Raw genomic sequence first — 16,688 nt, 5'->3', positions numbered from 1 at the left:
CTGGGTTCCGTCTATAGAAATACGTCTACTCCGAACTTCCTAACTCCGGAATTTACCTCTTGTCAACGACTTTATGTGCGTCTACTCTGAACTTCGCCGTTTGGGCGGGGAGGACCAATCGGAGGACCGGGTCATGAGCAACGCCTTTGGGGAAAAAATCCGGGCGCTGAGAAAAGAGAAGAAATTGACCTTGGAGCAGCTCGCGGAACTTTCCGGGTCGAGCAAGAGCTACATCTGGGAGCTGGAAAACAAGAATCCGCCGCGACCGTCGGCTGACAAGCTCACGAAAATTGCAGAGGCGCTCGGCACGACCGTCGATTATCTGATGGGCACCAGCGGCCAGCAGGAAAAAGCCGACGCGACGGATATTGCATTTTTCAGAAAGTATCAGACGATGGAGCCGGATCAGAAAGAGCAGATCCGGAAGATGCTCGAAATCATTCAGAAAAAGTGATGTCCGACAAGAAATTTACGGCTGTGCGATGGGCCTTGGATATGACGGCTCTATGGGAGGTGGCGGCGCCGGGGGATCGCTTCCCGGTCGATGTCGAGAAAATTGCCATGGAGGTATCCGCGAGCCGGTACCCGAAGGATCCGCTGAAAGCGATAAAAGGTGGAAGTCTGCCCGGATTTGAAGGCGCTCTTTATCCTCTGGGCGAGCCGCGCGACGGGTGGGCCATAATCTACAACAATTCCGGGATATCAGAGGGTCGAAAGAGATTTACCCTCGCCCATGAGTTCGGGCATTACCTCGCTCACAGGCATGATTTGCCCGACGGCATAAAATGCGATGAAAAAGTCGTCACGCGTCGGAATGGCAAAGGGATCGAAAAGGAGGCCGACGAATTCGCTGCCTACCTTTTGATGCCGTTCGACGACTTCAAAGCTCGAATTCCTCCAACCGAAAAGCCGACATTGGAGGATCTGTTGGCCTGCAAGGAACGCTACGGCGTTTCCCTCGTCGCCGCGATCCTGCGATGGTTGGATTACACGGAAAGGCGCGCCGTTCTGGTGGTGTCGCGGGACGGTGGTGCGCTCTGGTCGCGGTCGAGCGGGCCCGCCCTGAATTCGCGACGATTTTTCCGTACGTCCGCTGAGCCATTCATGCTGCCCGATGAATCAATGGCCGTTCGAGGTGATTATGATTCGGATGGGCGAGCGCATGCCGTCCATCCTGCTGGGGTTTGGTTTCCCGAGGAAACTGAGGAAGCGACAATCTGCTACAAGGCGCATGACTGGTGCGTCACGCTTCTTCACCTTCCACGCGAACTTCGATACACGCCCCCGCTGGCATATCATACGGACGACGTCGTCGATCGGTTTACGAGGGGCTCGAAGACTTAGTCGGAGACGCCCTTATTCCTCAGAAGTGAAACGCCACCGCCGCTGCGGCCGTCGTGGGGAACCGTTCATCGGCGGCGAGGGTCGTCTCTTTGAAGCCGTCCTCGTCCGCGACGGAAAGGAAGGCTTTGGTCTCTCGGGGGATCGGTCGCCACCCGAGGTCGTCGAACCAGCGGAATTCGTCGGCGCAGGCGCCGGCCGGAAGGACGATGGCGGTCGGGAAGGCGCGCTCCTCCCCGCGTCGGGGGCCTCGAACAGCGCGGAGACGGTCTCGACGTTGGCTTCGACCTCCGCCTCGATCTCGGACGGCCTGCCGCCCCGTGCCCCCTCGCGTCAGGCGTCGGTAAAACGAACGGTACACGGTGGGTGAGATTTTTTATCTTCAAATATCAATGAGCTGATGGCCGCCCCGAATCACTTCTAAGGTGGACTAGCTCGGTTATGAGGCCCGCTAGCGGACGTGGCGGAATGATTTCCGAATCGGTTGGAGCCGAAAAAAGGCCGGATTTCTGGGCTTTTCTACTCAAGAATCGCCTTTAAGTTTGAATTGTTGGATGATGAGTCACTCTTAAGCTGGATTCTGAATCTGTCTCGATTTCAGGATTCGAGGAAAACTGGGCCTTTGCGCGAATCGGCTTTAAGTTGGCTCGATATACGGGATCGGCCGACGAGACGAGCTTCACGAAACTGCCGCGCCTGAGCGCGTGAGAACTCTATTGACAGCAGCTCCTGGCGCTGAATCTATAGCGGCGCGGGAGGCCGGCATGGACGAGCTGATTGGCGTGGGGCTCTATACCCCTGCGGAAGCGGGCCGCCTTCTCAATATCGCTCCCGGGAAGATCATTCGCTGGCTTCGCGGCCATCGCGCGGGAGAGCAGGACTACGAGCCGCTCTGGAAATCTCAGATCGATCTCGACGATGGTCGAACCTATCTGGGGTTCCGCGATCTCATGGAAGCGCGCGTCGCCGAGAAATTCATCAGCCATGGCGTTTCGCCTCAGCGCGTCCGGGCCGCCATTCGGCTCGCGCGAGAAATCATCGGCGACGAGCGGCCGCTTTCGACAGATCGGTTTCGGACGGATGGGCGCGATATTTTTCTGCGAGTCGCCGAAAAAGACGAGCAGGGCGAAGAGCGCGAGCAGCTATTGAATTTGTTTCGCCGTCAATACGAGTTCAAGCACATCATCGATCCTTTGCTGAAGACCGTCGACTTCGACGAACGAGGGAGCCCGTTGCTGTGGTGGCCGGCCGGTCGCCGGGCCAACATAATCGTCGATCCGGCGCGATCCTTCGGTCAGCCGATCGACGCATTGACGAGCGTTCCGACAGCGGCGCTGGCCGCCGCCGCACGGAGCGAAGGGATAGAGAAGGCTGCAAAAACCTATGACGTTTCGTTGGCTTCCATGAGGCGGGCAGTCGACTTCGAGGCCGAACTCGCGCGGCGACTCGCCGCGTGAAAATATTGTTCGACAATTGCACCGCTCCGGTGATGGCGTCGACCTTGGACGGTTTCATAGGTTCATTCGGCCATCGAGCGTTTCATATGAAGGACGTGCCGGGGTTTCCCAACGGCCGCCATTCCTCGGACCTCGAATGGATCGACTATTTGCGGGCGCAGTCTGAAATCTGGGTGTTCGTGTCGGATGACGGACGGATCCTGAAGAACCGAGCCGAACGCGCCGCTTTGCGTGGCGCGAAACTTCATGGCTTCGTGCTTGCTGCGGCGTATGAGAGGACCCCATTGCACCAAGTCGCCGCCACCATCGTCTGGAAATGGCCCGAGATCGAGAGGGTGACAGAGCTAATCGCTCCGCCTTCGATGCATGAAATCCCGATCGGCAAGAGCGTAAAGCTTCGGTCGCTGCCATTGTAGGACCAAGACGTCACGCCGCGCTCACGACCGCTACCGCCGATAGTTCGCCGCCATTCACGAGCATGCGTCTCAGCTCGGCGGCCGGCGCCGGGCGGCTGAACAGAAAGCCCTGCATCTGCGTGCAGCCTTCCTCGCGCAGGCGCTCCAGCTGCTCGGGCGTCTCCACGCCCTCGGCCACGGTCGCGACGCCGAGGCATTGGCCTATGCCCGCCACCGCGCGCACGATCGCCCCGCATTCTTGATTCTCCGGCAGCTCCTTCACGAAGGAGCGGTCGATCTTGATCTTGTCGAAGGGAAAGGAGCGCAAATAGCTCAAGCTCGAATAGCCGGTGCCGAAATCATCCATCGATATGCATACGCCGAGGCCGCGCAACTGGTGCAGCAAGGCGAGATTGGCGTGATTTTCGGCGAGCAGCACGGATTCGGTGATCTCGAGCTCGAGGCGTTGCGGTACGAGTCCGCTCGTCGCCAGCGCCGACAGAACCGACTGCGCCAGCGAGCGCGAGCGGAATTGCGCGGGAGAGAGATTGACGCAGACGCCGATCGGCTCCGGCCAGCTCGCCGCCTCGCGGCACGCTTCGCGCAGCACCCATTCGCCGATCGGGACGATGAGGCCCGTCTCCTCGGCGAGGGGAATGAACTCATTGGGGGAGACCAAGCCGCGCTCCGGGTGGAACCAGCGCAGCAACGCCTCGGAGGCGACGATGCGATACGTCGCTATGTCGACCAGCGGCTGATAGTAGACCTGGAATTCCCCGGCGATGAGCGCATGGCGCAGATCGGCCTCCAGCGCGCGCCGCACGAGGATGGAAGCGGCCATTTCCGGCTCGAAGAAGCGATGCAGGCCGCGGCCGTCGGCTTTGGCGCGATAGAGCGCGATGTCGGCGTTCTTGAGCAGAATATCGGCGTCCGCGCTGTCGACGGGCGCGATCGATATGCCGACGCTCGCGCCGACGGCCACCGCATGGCCGTCGATCTCATAGCCGACGCTCACCGCCGTCACGACGCGCTCGGCGAGACGGTCGGCCTCCTGCGCGCCGGCGCCGAATTGCACGATGGCGAATTCGTCGCCGCCGACGCGCGCCACCATGTCGCCGGGCGCGAGAGCCTGGCGCAGCCGCTCGGCGACGGCGACGAGCAGCCTGTCGCCGATCGGATGGCCGAAGGCGTCGTTCACATCCTTGAAGCCGTCGAGATCGAGATAGAGCACGGCGAGGCGCTCGTCGGCGCTCTCGAGGCGCTGCAGGCCTTGGGTCAGCCGCGTGCGGAACAGCACGCGATTGGCGAGTCCGGTGAGCGGATCATGATGGGCGAGATGGGCGATGCGGGCGGCCTGCTCGCGCTGCTCGGTGACGTCGACGATGGCGAGCAGAATCGCCGGACTGTCATCGAAGGCGATCTCGCGCGCGTAATTCTGCACCTCGATCGCGCGCCCGTCCGCCGTGCGATTGGACCAGATGCGGTCGGACGGACGCCGGTTCGCCGGATTTTCGTGGGCGATCGTCACCGCCGCCCATTCCTCCTCCGCATAGAGATCGAACAGAGTCGAGGCGAGAAACCGCTCGCGTGAATAGCCGTAATGGGCGACCGCCGCGTCATTGACGGCGACAATGCGCAGCGTCTGCGGATCATGCACCCACATGGGCATCGGATTGCCCTCGAACAGCAGGCGGAACGAAGCCTCGCGCGCCTTGAGCTCGGTGACGTCGGTCAGCGTCACCGCGACGAGATCGCCCATAGGCGCGGCGGCGAGCCGCAGATGTCGAGCGCCGCCCTCGGCCGCGTGATGAGCGACCTCGAATGTGTCGTCGATCGCCGAATGGAAAATGGTTGAGAGCCGCTCGAAGGCTCCATTGCTCATCCAGGCGGGGACGATCTCGCTGAGGCGCCGCCATTGCAGATCGCGCTCCGCGCCGCCGAACAGGCGGCTCGCGCTGGCGTTGAGGCTCACAATGTCGAAATCGACGATGCGCTTTCCGGCATGGACGGCGGCGAGCGTCGCCAGCCCGTCGTCGGTCGCGCGATAGATCGCGTCGACGAGATCGTATTTCGAGGCGCGTTCACGCGAGAACAGAAAAAAGAGCGGGCCGCCCCAGCGGCTCGACAGCGGAAAGGCGACGATCTCGCGCGTCCTGACCATGCCGTCGCGAATGCTGCGCGCGACCGTCGCCGCGGGCGCGCCGCGCGCGCCGGCGGCGTCGAGCGCGCCGCCGACCGCGTCCCGAAAATTGCGCTCGAGCCGGTCGAGCCGCAGACCGCGCGCCGAAGCGCCGAGCCAGGCCTCGAAGGCGCCGCCGGCGTAGAGAAATTCATATTCGCCGTCGTTCCCGCGTCCGGCGAGCGCAACATCGTCGGCGAGACGGCCGAGACTGCCGAGAGCGATCTGTTCATAGAGCGGCAGTCCTCTCGTCGGAGCCTCGACCTGCCATTTGAAGCAGAGCTCGTCCACATCGCGAAATTCGGTGGAGACGCCATAATGAGAGGCAATCTTGAACATGGCTCGACTCGTTGGGCTTTCGACATGCGACAATGTGAGGGCAAGCATTGAAAAAACAGTAAAATTTTCAATGGCTTAGATGCGGGCGGTGTCACCGTGTCGTCATAAAATCGCTCAATATATTGATAATAATACGAAAGTTTTTGTCCGCAGGATTGCGCTGTCCGAGCTTCTCGTCCCCGATTTTCATAACTGCCGATCCGACATAGGCTATAAGGACCGCTCGCCCAGGAGGCGGGCGCAAAGAGATCGAACGGACTCCCATGGCATCCAATCGCAAAGCAGCCACGCCCAAGGAGGCTCCGCAGGAGCCGTTCAAGCGCGCCGTCGCCGGCGCGATGCGCGCCATGGCGAAGCGTTCGGAGCTCGAGGTGTCCTTTTCGCCGGAGCGGGCCGCGCTTCTGGGCGCAGACGACAAGGCCAAGGCGCGCCTGCCGGAGCCGCCGCGCAAGCTCACCGCCCATGATGCGGCGATCGTGCGCGGCCACGCCGATTCGATCGCTTTGCGCCTCGCCTGCCATGACGAGGCCGTCCATCGCCGGATGCAACCGCAGACGGCGGACGCGCGCGCGGCCTTCGACGCTTTGGAGCAGGCGCGCGTCGAGTCGATCGGCTCCCGCCGCATGGACGGGGTCGCCGCCAATATCGGGGCCATGCTCGACGATCGCTATCAGCGCGCGCGTTTCTCGGAGATCGAGGTCCGCGAGGACGCGCCGCTCGAGGAGGCCCTGGCGCTCATCGCCCGCCAGCGTCTCACCGGCATGGCGCCGCCGCCGCATGGCCAGAAGATCGTCGATCTCTGGCGGCCCTGGATCGAGGAGCGCGCCGGCGGCGATCTCGACAAGCTCGCCGGCGCCATCGAGAATCAGCGCGGCTTCGCTCAGCTCGCGCATCGCCTGCTCGCGGCGCTCGAGCTCGAGGGCGAGAGCGCCGGCGGCGAGGAGGACGCCGAGGAGCCGAGCGAGGACCAGCCGCAAAATCCGGACGAGGCCGAGGGCGAGGAGACCGAGGAGGAGAAGCAATCGGGCTCCTCCGAGATGGAGACCGCCACCGCCTCGGAGGAAGCGCTCGAGAAGGGCGAGAGCGAAGCGGCGGAGGTCCTCGACAGCGACATGCTGGAAGAGATCGAATCCGGCGACATAGACGAAGCGATGGAGACGCGCCGGCCGCAGGTCACTTCCGCCGACCGCTCCGGCGGCGATTATCGCGCCTATACGACGCGCTTCGACGAGATCGTGAAGGCCGAGGAGCTCTGCGACACGGAGGAGCTCGACCGCCTGCGCTCCTATCTCGACAAGCAGCTCTCGCATCTCTCCTCTGTCGTGGGACGGCTCGCCAATCGCCTGCAGCGCCGCCTGATGGCGCAGCAGAACCGCGCCTGGGAGTTCGATCTCGAGGAGGGAATGCTCGATCCCGCGCGTCTGCCGCGCGTCGTCATCGATCCGCAGCAGCCGCTCTCCTTCAAGCGCGAGAAGGACACGAATTTCCGCGACACGGTCGTCACGCTGCTCCTCGATAATTCCGGCTCGATGCGCGGCCGGCCGATCACCGTGGCGGCGACCTGCGCCGACATTCTCGCCCGCACGCTGGAGCGTTGCGGCGTGAAGGTCGAGATTTTGGGCTTCACCACCAAGGCCTGGAAGGGCGGGCAGTCGCGCGAGACCTGGATCGCCGACGGCAAGAGGCCGAACCCCGGCCGCCTCAACGATATTCGCCACATCATCTACAAGGCCGCCGACGCCCCTTGGCGGCGCGCGCGCCGAAATCTCGGCCTGATGATGCGCGAGGGCCTGTTGAAGGAGAATATCGACGGCGAGGCGCTCGATTGGGCGCATCGCCGCCTGCTGGCGCGCCAGGAGCAGCGGCGCATTCTGATGATGATATCCGACGGCGCGCCGGTCGACGACTCCACCCTCTCCGTCAATCCCGGCAATTACCTCGAGCGCCATTTGCGGCATGTCATTCAGGAGATCGAAACCAAGTCGCCGGTCGAGCTCATCGCCATCGGCATCGGCCATGACGTGACGCGCTACTATCGGCGCGCGGTGACGATCGTCGACGCCGAGGAGCTCGGCGGCGCGATGACGGAGAAGCTCGCCGAATTGTTCAGCGAGAACGCCGGCCCCTCGCCCGCGCCGCAGCGAGTCGCGCCGCGCCCGCGGGTCCACGCCCTTGCTGAGTGATTCACCGGAATGGTGAAGAAGTTTAGATCGGGTTAATTTCACCCAGCGCTCGACCGCGCCGAAACCGAGTTGGCGGCGGGAACCTTCAGGGCGGCTGTTGCATTAATATTTCGGCGCGACCGTGTGGTGCGCGTGAAGTGACGATCGGACGTCCGAGCGATCGGCCGCCCGAGAGTGACGAGGGAGTTGCGTATGATTTCCTTTGGCAAAGTTCGAAAGGCGGGTTTGCCCGCGGCGTCCTATGAGCCGCTCGACGTCCAGAGGGTTCTGTGCGTCGCCGCGATCTTCTCGCTGGCCTCCCTTCCCCTGCTGCTCAGCGTAGCTTTGTCGATCTGGGGCTGACACGCCGCCCGGAGCGATTGCCGGCGCGCGTCTTCAGGGCTCGCGTCGACAAGGGCGGCCAAACAGCAACGGCCCCGCGCTCTTTTCGGGCGCGGGGTCTATTTTATGTCGTGATCGCTTCGCTGGCGTCAGGCGCTCGCGACGGCGAGCTTCTTGACGATCTCGCGCTTCAGCGCGCGGGCGTCGTCGGAGAGCTCCGTGTCGCGCGCCTTGACGAGGAACCCGTCCAGCCCGCCGCGATGCTCGACCGAGCGCAGCGCCGCCGCCGAGACGCGCAGCCGCACGGAGCGCGCCAGCGTCTCCGAAGAGAGCGTCACATTGACCAGATTGGGCAGAAAGCGGGTGCGCGTCTTGCGGTTGGAGTGGCTGACGAGATTGCCCGTCTGCACGCCTTTGCCGGTCAGTTCGCAACGGCGGGACATTGTCTTTTCCTTTCGATCGGCGCGGAGCGCGGAATGCCCGCGCCATTCGATGGCCGTATGATATGAAAATCGCACAAAGGCTCCACGCCCCGGGAGGCGAGCCCTTGGTTGGCCGGTCTTATAGAGGCTCCGGCGCCGTATGGTCAACAGGGGCCTCGCCGCGCGATCGGCAAATGATCCAGTCTAGCTTTTCTTGCTTGGAACGAATTCCGATCGCTCGAACGATTCCGTTCGATCGGAAAGCGCTCTAGCGCATTTTCTTGACTTCCGCCCCTCGCGCGGATAATCACCCCCGGTCCGGCGCGGGGAAACCTTCGCCGGCGCGCACCCGCGGCCGTTCCTTGAACGACCTGTCGGCCGGCATTCCGGCAGAGGAGGGCGCGTTCTTATGACGCGAGAGGCAAGTCCTCGCCGCGCGGGAACGTGGTTCGGCGACGCTCGCCTCTGCCGAGGCCGGGCGCGGCGTCTCGTTTTTCGCGCGCCGCGAGGCTGCGAGAAAAAGAGGACGCCGGCAAGTGACGAAACGCGCCGAAGCAAAATATAAAATCGACCGCCGCATCGGACAGAACATCTGGGGCCGCCCGAAGAGCCCGGTGAACCGTCGCGAATACGGCCCCGGCCAGCACGGTCAGCGCCGCAAGGGCAAGCTCTCCGACTTCGGCACGCAGCTCAAGGCCAAGCAGAAGCTCAAGGGCTATTACGGCAATATCTCCGAGAAGCAGTTCCGCAAATATTACGCGGAGGCCATTCGGCTGAAGGGCGACTCTGGCGACAATCTGATCGGCCTGTTGGAGCGCCGCCTCGACGCGGTCGTCTATCGCGCCAAATTCGTGCCGACCGTCTTCGCCTCGCGCCAGTTCATCAATCACGGCCACATCAAGGTGAACGGCCGGCGCGTCAATATCGCCTCCTATCTGGTGAAGCCGGGCGATGTCGTCGAGGTGAAGGAGAGCTCCAAGCAGCTCGTCATCGTGCTCGAGGCGGTTGGTCTCGCCGAGCGCGACGTGCCGGAATATTACGACGTCGACCATCAGAAGATGACGGCCAAGCTCACGCGCGTGCCGCTGCCCTCCGAAGTGCCCTATCCGGTGCAGATGGAGCCGAATCTCGTCATCGAGTTCTACTCGCGCTGATCGAAATGCGCCGGCCCGGATTTCGGGCCGGCTTCCCCGCGGCCGACAAAAAAGCCGAAAGCCTTTCCACATGGGAAAGGCTCTCGGCTTTTTTTGTGCGCCGAACGGCCGGAAGCGCTCCGGCCGCGGCGTATGATACGCCGGTTGATCAGCGCGGACGAAGCAACAGCCCCTCACCCTGAGGAGCCCGCGAAGCGGGCGTCTCGAAGGGTCGAAGCGCCCTGGGGCATCCTTCGAGGCTTTTTGCGTTCCGCAAAAAGCGCCTCAGGATGAGGGAGTTGTATTTCCGGGCCGAAGCGATCAGCCGGAAAACCGTATGACGCATCGCCATACGCCGCGCTCGACGCCGTTCAATTGCGCCGCGCGAGCGAGCGCAGGAAGCCCTCCATATCCTCGGTGAGCTCCTGATCGATGGCGGGCGCCAATTTCAGCAGCAGATTGGCGACGAATGCCTGATCATTGCGCTTTTCCTCGAGCACTTCGCGCAGCACGGGGACATTGTCCTCGATATGGGTGAGGAAGGAGATGCCCTTTTCCAGCGTCTCCTCCCAGCGCGCGCGGCTCCACACCGCGAGCGGATACATGATCTCATGGACGAAATTGGATTTCCGGGCCTGCTCGAAGAAGCGTATGCCGGTGTTCCAATTCTCCTTTGCGCGCAGCGGCGGCGGCGGAATATCGCCGAGCAGGAGCTTCTTGCCGGCGGCGCCGACATGATCCTCGAGGCTGATCGGCGGGTCCATCGGCGTGCGGAAGCTCCACAAAGAGGTGGCGCCGGGGAAATCCTTGCCCATGCTCTCGGTGAGGGCGGCTTCGACCTTGTCGGCCGCCGCCTTGTCGCCCTTGAGCGCGGCGGTCATGAAGAAGGCGAAGAGCGCGTCGCCGCCGTAATTGACGGCCGCCGCGCCCTTCAACTGCTGATCCGTGAGCTTGGGCGTGACTCCGTCGGCGGGAACCGTCGCGTCGCCGGCGCGAAGGGCGGTGATGAAGGTCGTGATCTCCAGCCAGCCCATGTAATTGGCGATGAAAGCGTCGGGATCGACATAGACGATCGCCAGATTGAGAGGCTGTTTACGCTTTTGCAGTTCCGCCATGTCCGTCATGGATTGTCCTTCCTGTCCCCAGTCTTCACGTGGGCGCTCGCTTCCCGAGCCCCTCTCTCGGGCGCGGCGCCCGTCTTCACTCGTCCGCCAGCATCACGCCGGTGATGCAGAGGTCGCCGTCGTCGACGACCAGCGAGAGCGGCGTCAGCTTCGCGCCCTGGCACGGGCCGATGAAGCAATGGCCGGTGTCGAGGTCGAATTGCGCATGGTGGCGCCCGCAGGTGATGAAATTGCCGTCCTCGTCGAGGAACTGGCCGGGGCTGGTGTCGAGACGCATCTGCTCATGCGGGCAGGAATTCTCGAAACCGTAGAAGTTGTTGCCCTTGCGGGTGATGAGGATCGGCCAGGGCTTGGTGTCGCCGCTGTCGTAGGCGCGCATGAGGACGAAGCCGGTCGCTTGGCCGTCCTCTATGTGGCCTGTTCGACAAATCACAAAAAGATCGTCCATGGGCTGACCCCTTTCCAACAAACTCCCGCGCCCCGTGCGACCCGGAGCGGACGTGACGGCGGGTAGCAAGCGATGAGCCAGCCGGCTCCGACGCTTGACGATATAGGAAAATCACCATACTTAGCCACTCGGGGCAAACGGGCCGAGCCCCCTCCCCAGCCCTCGGGGCCGGGGAGGGGGCGTCCCCGACTTCAGGGAATTTTTCGAGGAAGCGGACGATGCGAGCGCCCGAGGCCCCAGCGACGGACGAAACGGCCGCTCTCGCGCGCGTGGAAAACGCGCTCAAGGCGCAGCTCGTCGGCAAGATCGGCCGGCTGTTGAAGGAACGCGGCCTGAAGCAGGTCGAGGCCGCCGGCCTGCTCGGCGTCAAGCAGCCGGATGTCTCCAAAATGCTGCGCGGGGATTTCCGGCAATTCTCGGTCGAGCGGCTGATGCGTTTTCTGGTGGCGCTGGGGCAGGATGTCGAGATCGTCGTCAAGCCGCCGAGCGGAGCCGAGGCGCCCGCGCTGCGCGTCGCGCATTTGTGACGCTGGGCGCTCATTCTTTGCAATCGAGAGAGACGAAGGGATTGTAATGACCGATCGACAGCCGACGCCAAGGAGCACGAACCGATGACCGTCTCCGCCCTTGCGATCGAGCCGCCGCGCCAAGACGCGCGCCAAGACGCGCTCGACGAGAGCATAGCGCGCGCTTCCAGCGCGCTGCAGTCGCTCGCCGGGAGCGACGGCCATTGGTGCTTCGAGCTCGAGGCCGATGCGACGATCCCGGCCGAATATGTGCTGATGCGGCATTTCCGCGGCGAGCCGATCGACCATGCGCTCGAGGGCAAGATCGCCGCTTATCTGCGCCGCATCCAGGGCGCGCATGGCGGCTGGCCGCTGTTCCACGAGGGCGGCTTCGATATGAGCGCCAGCGTGAAGGCTTACTTTGCGCTGAAGATGATCGGCGACGACATCGACGCGCCGCATATGAAGCGCGCGCGCGAGGCGATCCTCGCCAATGGCGGCGCGGCGCGCAGCAATGTCTTCACCCGCGCGCTGCTCGCGCTCTATCGCGAGATTCCCTGGCGCGGCGTGCCGGCCATGCCGGTGGAGATCATGCTGCTGCCGAAATGGTTCCCCTTCCATATCGACAAGATCTCCTATTGGGGCCGCACCGTCCTCGTGCCGCTGCTGGTGCTGCAGACGCTGAAGCCGCAGGCCGTCAATCGGCTCGGCGTGCATATCGGCGAATTGTTCACGACGCCGCCCGAGGAGGTGAAGGAATGGCCCAAGGGCGCGCATCAGCATAAGGCGCTGATCGCCCTCTTCGGCGCGATCGACAAGCTTCTGCGCGCCGCCGAGCCTTATTTTCCCAAAGGCCCGCGCCGGCGCGCCATTGCGGCGGCGGAAGCCTTCGTCACCGAGCGGCTGAACGGCGTCGACGGTCTCGGCGCCATTTTCCCCGCCATGGTCAACACCCTGCTGATGTACGACGTGCTCGGCGTCCCCGCCGACGACGAGCGCGTGCGGCTCGCGCGCGAGTCGATCGAGCGCCTGCTCGTCGTCAAGGAGGACGAGGCCTATTGCCAGCCCTGCGTCTCGCCCGTCTGGGACACGGCGCTCGCCTGCCATACGCTGCTCGAGGTCGGCGGCGAGGAGGAGGAGGCGCGCGCCCGCGCCGGGCTCGACTGGCTCGCGCCGCTCCAGGTGCTGGATGTGAAGGGCGACTGGGCCGCGCAGCGGCCGAATGTGCGTCCCGGCGGCTGGGCCTTTCAATACGCCAACGCCTATTATCCGGATGTGGACGACACCGCCGTCGTGGTGACGGCGATGGACCGCTCCCATAACGGCCGCTCGGACCGGCCCTACGACGAGCGCATCGCCCGCGCGCGCGAGTGGGTCGAAGGGCTGCAGAGCAAGAACGGCGGCTGGGGCGCCTTCGACGCCGATAATGAATATTACTATCTCAACCACATCCCCTTCGCCGATCATGGCGCGCTGCTCGATCCGCCGACGTCGGATGTCTCGGCGCGCTGCGTCTCCATGCTGGCGCAGCTCGGCGACACGATCGAGACCAGCCCCTGCCTGAAAGCAGGCGTCGATTATCTGCTCGCCGAGCAGGAGCCGGACGGCAGCTGGTTCGGCCGCTGGGGCATGAACTATATCTACGGGACCTGGTCGACGCTCTGCGCGCTCAATGCGGCGGGGTTGAAGGGAGAGCATCGCGCCATGCGCCGCGCCGTCGACTGGCTCGTCGCGATCCAGAACGAGGACGGCGGCTGGGGCGAGCACGGCGACAGCTATAGGCTCGACTATCGGGGCTATGAGAAGGCTCCGAGCACGGCCTCGCAAACGGCCTGGGGCGTGCTCGCGCTGATTGCGGCGGGCGAGGTCGATCATCCGGCCGTGTCGCGCGGCATAGCCTATCTTCAGGCCCATCAGGGCGAGGACGGGCTGTGGAAGGAGGAGCGCTTCACGGCGACGGGCTTCCCGCGCGTCTTCTATCTGCGCTATCACGGCTACGCGAAATTCTTCCCGCTCTGGGCGCTCGCGCGCTACCGTAACCTCGAAAGGGGCAATAGCAAAATTGTCCAGACCGGACTCTAGACGCCGCTTGGACGGCCCCGATGAAGTCGAGCCCCCGCGCTTTCTCATCATCACGGGGCTGCTCAGCGAGCGCGCCTGCGCGGAGGGCGAGGGCTTGGTGCCGATCTGCAGCGGCGCCGACACCGAGGGCCTGCGCGCCGCGCTGGAGCGCACGCAGGGCTTTGCGCTCGCCGGCGTCGTCAGCTTCGGCATCGCCGGCGGTCTGGACCCGAGCCTGCGGCCGGGCGATGTCGTCATCGGCTCGGCCGTCGTCGCGGAGGGCAAGCGCTATGAAACGAGCGCCGAGCTCTCGGCCATACTGAGCGAGGGGCTCGGCGCCTCCGGCGGCAAGATCGTCTCGGGCGTCATCGCCGGCGTGGAAGCGCCCGTCCTCGATCCCAAGGCCAAGGCCGCGCTGCGGACGAGGACCGGCGCCGCCGTCGTCGACATGGAGACGCATATCGCCGCGGATTTCGCCGATCGGCGAGGCCTGCCGCTCGCCGTCGTGCGCGTCGTCAATGATCCGGCGGCGCGCGCGCTGCCGCCCCTCGCCACCACCGCCGTCACTCCGGACGGCGGCGTCGATTTCGGAGCCGTGTTCCGCGATCTTTTCCGCGAGCCGCGGCAGATCGGCGATCTGATCCTCGCCGGCCTCGACTTCCGCAAATCCTCGGCGGCCCTAGGCCGCTGTGGGCGCCTTCTCGGCCCGCTCCTTAGCCTCGGCCTCTCGGAGCTCTGACAGCGTCGCGACATTCTTGTCGAAGACATATTGCGCCGGCCGCTGCTTCTCGAGCGAGATCTCGGGCGCGAAATCGCCTTCCGTCTTCACGCCGCGCAGCGCCACCAGCGCCGCCTTCCACGGACGCGCGACGGCGTCCTTCACGGCGGTCGCCTCGAAGCCGCAATGGACCATGCAATCGGCGCATTTCTCGTAATTGCCGACGCCGTAGGAATCCCAATCGGTCTCTTCCATCAGCTGCGCGAAAGTCGGCGCATAGCCCTCGCCCAGAAGATAGCAGGGACGCTGCCAGCCGAAGACGGTGCGCGCCGGATTGCCCCAGGGCGTGCAATGATAGGTCTGATTGCCGGCGAGAAAATCGAGGAACAGGCCCGACTGCACGAAGGACCAGGCCTTGCCGCCGCGTCCCCGCCGCAGAATGCCGCGAAACAGCTCCTTGGTGCGCGCGCGATTGAGGAAATGCGCCTGATTGGGCGCGCGCTCATAGGCGTAGCCGGGAGAAACCGTCATGCCGTCGACGCCGAGGCGCTTCGCCTCGTCGAAGAAATCGGCGACGCGCACGGGATCGGCGTCCTGGAAGAAAGTGCTGTTGATGGTGACGCGAAAGCCTTTCGACTTCGCCAGCGCGATCGCCTCGACGGCGCGCTTATAGACGCCCTTCTGGCTCACCGCGCGATCGTGCATCTCCTCGTCGCCGTCGAGATGGATCGACCAGGTGAAATAAGGGCTCGGCTGATATTGATCGATCTTCTTGGCGAGCAGCAGCGCATTGGTGCAGACGATGGCGAATTTCTTGCGCGCCATGATCCCTTCGACGATGCTGGGCAGCTCCTTGTGCAGCAGCGGCTCGCCGCCGGCGATGACGACGACAGGCGCGCCGCATTCGTCCACCGAGGCGAGGCAGTCCTCCGCGGAGAGCCGTTTGTCGAGAATATGATCCGGATAGTCGATCTTGCCGCAGCCGGCGCAGGCGAGATTGCAGCGGAACAGCGGCTCCAGCATCAGCACCAGCGGATAGCGTTTGCGTCCGGAAAGGTGCTGGCGGAGAATATAGCCGCCGATCGACATGATATAGCGAAGCGGAATGGACAAGAAAGCTGTTCCTTCTCGGGACCGGCTCTTCGACAGGGCGGCGCCGCGACCGCCCGGCTTCGACGCGCGCGCGAGCGTCGGAAGGCTCCGTCTAACACGAAAGCTCGGCTGCGCAAACCGGGCTCCCACCCCGAATGTCGCCGCGCGGATTGGCGTTTTTCCGGCCCGAGCGGATCATGATAGGGTCCTCGCGCGATCAACGGGCCGCGAGAGGGAAGATTGTCGGACGTCGTCATCAAAATCTGCGGATTGTCCACGCGCTCCACGCTCGAGGCGGCGATCGCCGCGGGCGCCGACATGGCCGGCTTCGTCTTCTTCGAGAAGAGCCCCCGCCATATCTCGCTGGAGACCGCCCGGGACCTCGGCGCCGCCGCCGCCGCCGGGCGCATCGCCAAGGTCGCGCTCGTCGTCGACGCCGACGATTCCACGCTCGACGCCATTGTCGCCGCTCTCGCGCCGGACCTTCTGCAGTTGCACGGCAAGGAGACGCCAGAGCGCGTCGCCGCCGTGAAGGCGCGCTTCGGCCTGCCGGTCGTGAAGGCGGTAGGGGTCGCGAGCGCCGCCGATGTCGAAAGCGCGGCGGCCTATCGCGGCGTCGCCGATCTTCTGCTGTTCGACGCCAAGCCGGCGCCGGGCGCCACCGTCCCCGGCGGCGCCGGGGCCATTTTTGACTGGGAGCTGCTGCGCGGCTATTCGGGGGGCAATTGGATGCTCTCCGGCGGGCTCGACCCCGCCAATGTGGCGGAGGCGGTGCGGTCGACCGGCGCGCCGGCGGTGGATGTGTCGTCCGGCGTCGAGCGCGAGCGGGGCGTGAAGGACGAGGCGAAGATCGCGGCTTTTGTCTCGGCGGCGCGGCATACCGGCAATTCTTAGAACCTGACTCAAAAGACAACTATCGCGCGAGCCGCCTGATTGCGATCTGGATCGACGCCAGAACGACGAAGGTTT

The 16,688-nt window shown here is 64.3% G+C and carries 15 protein-coding genes; 10 read left to right on the top strand and 5 right to left on the bottom strand.

Annotation, left to right across the window (positions count from 1 at the left end; genetic code table 11):
• Positions 1–133 precede the first annotated feature (133 nt).
• The 4 genes from Mspo_RS16385 (at position 134) to Mspo_RS16370 (ending at position 3,214) form a co-directional block, all read left to right on the top strand.
• The gene (locus tag Mspo_RS16385; protein WP_244613508.1) at positions 134–454 is read left to right on the top strand and encodes a helix-turn-helix transcriptional regulator; all 321 of its coding nucleotides are present in this window, start codon (positions 134–136) and stop codon (positions 452–454) included.
• Positions 454–1,344, top strand: coding sequence for an ImmA/IrrE family metallo-endopeptidase (locus Mspo_RS16380; protein ID WP_159731602.1), 891 nt, complete (start codon positions 454–456; stop codon positions 1,342–1,344). The genes Mspo_RS16385 and Mspo_RS16380 overlap by 1 nt, the downstream gene beginning before the upstream one ends.
• 761 nt (positions 1,345–2,105) lie before the next feature.
• Entirely contained in the window at positions 2,106–2,798 is a 693-nt protein-coding gene (locus Mspo_RS16375; protein ID WP_159731600.1) for a hypothetical protein, read from the top strand.
• A complete protein-coding gene (locus Mspo_RS16370) occupies positions 2,795–3,214 on the top strand; it encodes a hypothetical protein (protein WP_159731598.1) in 420 nt (139 codons plus the stop codon). The genes Mspo_RS16375 and Mspo_RS16370 overlap by 4 nt, the downstream gene beginning before the upstream one ends.
• Positions 3,215–3,224: 10 nt before the next feature.
• Here the strand turns inward: Mspo_RS16370 and Mspo_RS16365 are convergent, their stop codons facing one another.
• The gene (locus Mspo_RS16365; protein ID WP_159731596.1) at positions 3,225–5,711 is read right to left on the bottom strand and encodes a bifunctional diguanylate cyclase/phosphodiesterase; all 2,487 of its coding nucleotides are present in this window, start codon (positions 5,709–5,711) and stop codon (positions 3,225–3,227) included.
• A gap of 263 nt (positions 5,712–5,974) precedes the next feature.
• Here Mspo_RS16365 and cobT point away from each other — a divergent pair, with 263 nt between their 5' ends.
• On the top strand, positions 5,975–7,894 hold the full coding sequence (gene cobT, locus Mspo_RS16360) for a cobaltochelatase subunit CobT (RefSeq protein WP_159731594.1): 1,920 nt from the start codon (positions 5,975–5,977) through the stop codon (positions 7,892–7,894).
• A gap of 470 nt (positions 7,895–8,364) precedes the next feature.
• On the opposite strand, the gene rpmB is transcribed toward cobT, so the two are convergent.
• Positions 8,365–8,658 carry a 50S ribosomal protein L28 gene (gene rpmB / locus Mspo_RS16355; RefSeq protein WP_159731592.1) on the bottom strand — a complete coding sequence of 98 codons (294 nt, stop codon included), beginning with the start codon at positions 8,656–8,658 and terminating at the stop codon, positions 8,365–8,367.
• A gap of 515 nt (positions 8,659–9,173) precedes the next feature.
• Between rpmB and rpsD the strand changes: the two genes are divergently transcribed.
• Positions 9,174–9,791, top strand: a complete 618-nt coding sequence (rpsD, locus tag Mspo_RS16350) for a 30S ribosomal protein S4 (protein ID WP_159731590.1) — start codon at positions 9,174–9,176, stop codon at positions 9,789–9,791.
• Positions 9,792–10,141: 350 nt separating this feature from the next.
• On the opposite strand, the gene Mspo_RS16345 is transcribed toward rpsD, so the two are convergent.
• The gene (locus Mspo_RS16345) at positions 10,142–10,894 is read right to left on the bottom strand and encodes a hypothetical protein (RefSeq protein ID WP_159731588.1); all 753 of its coding nucleotides are present in this window, start codon (positions 10,892–10,894) and stop codon (positions 10,142–10,144) included.
• A gap of 76 nt (positions 10,895–10,970) precedes the next feature.
• Positions 10,971–11,342 carry a Rieske 2Fe-2S domain-containing protein gene (locus Mspo_RS16340; RefSeq protein WP_159731586.1) on the bottom strand — a complete coding sequence of 124 codons (372 nt, stop codon included), beginning with the start codon at positions 11,340–11,342 and terminating at the stop codon, positions 10,971–10,973.
• Positions 11,343–11,560: 218 nt separating this feature from the next.
• Between Mspo_RS16340 and Mspo_RS16335 the strand changes: the two genes are divergently transcribed.
• The 3 genes from Mspo_RS16335 (at position 11,561) to Mspo_RS16325 (ending at position 14,648) form a co-directional block, all read left to right on the top strand.
• On the top strand, positions 11,561–11,869 hold the full coding sequence (locus tag Mspo_RS16335; RefSeq protein WP_159731585.1) for a helix-turn-helix domain-containing protein: 309 nt from the start codon (positions 11,561–11,563) through the stop codon (positions 11,867–11,869).
• An 84-nt stretch (positions 11,870–11,953) separates the two neighbouring features.
• Positions 11,954–13,930 carry a squalene--hopene cyclase gene (gene shc / locus Mspo_RS16330; protein WP_159731583.1) on the top strand — a complete coding sequence of 659 codons (1,977 nt, stop codon included), beginning with the start codon at positions 11,954–11,956 and terminating at the stop codon, positions 13,928–13,930.
• Positions 13,931–13,937: 7 nt separating this feature from the next.
• Complete coding sequence (locus tag Mspo_RS16325) at positions 13,938–14,648, top strand: phosphorylase (protein WP_244613507.1); 711 nt, start codon at positions 13,938–13,940, stop codon at positions 14,646–14,648.
• On the opposite strand, the gene hpnH is transcribed toward Mspo_RS16325, so the two are convergent.
• Positions 14,589–15,740 (bottom strand): adenosyl-hopene transferase HpnH, encoded by a 1,152-nt coding sequence (gene hpnH / locus Mspo_RS16320; protein WP_159731579.1) that lies wholly within the window; start codon positions 15,738–15,740, stop codon positions 14,589–14,591. The genes Mspo_RS16325 and hpnH overlap by 60 nt on opposite strands.
• A 219-nt stretch (positions 15,741–15,959) precedes the next feature.
• On the opposite strand from hpnH, the gene Mspo_RS16315 reads away from it, so the two are divergent.
• Positions 15,960–16,613 (top strand): phosphoribosylanthranilate isomerase, encoded by a 654-nt coding sequence (locus Mspo_RS16315; RefSeq protein WP_159731577.1) that lies wholly within the window; start codon positions 15,960–15,962, stop codon positions 16,611–16,613.
• Positions 16,614–16,688 lie beyond the last annotated feature (75 nt).

It is taken from the genome of Methylosinus sp. Ce-a6 (assembly GCF_009811655.1).
GTDB lineage: Bacteria > Pseudomonadota > Alphaproteobacteria > Rhizobiales > Beijerinckiaceae > Methylosinus.
This window is presented reverse-complemented; position numbering and strand designations above follow the sequence as displayed.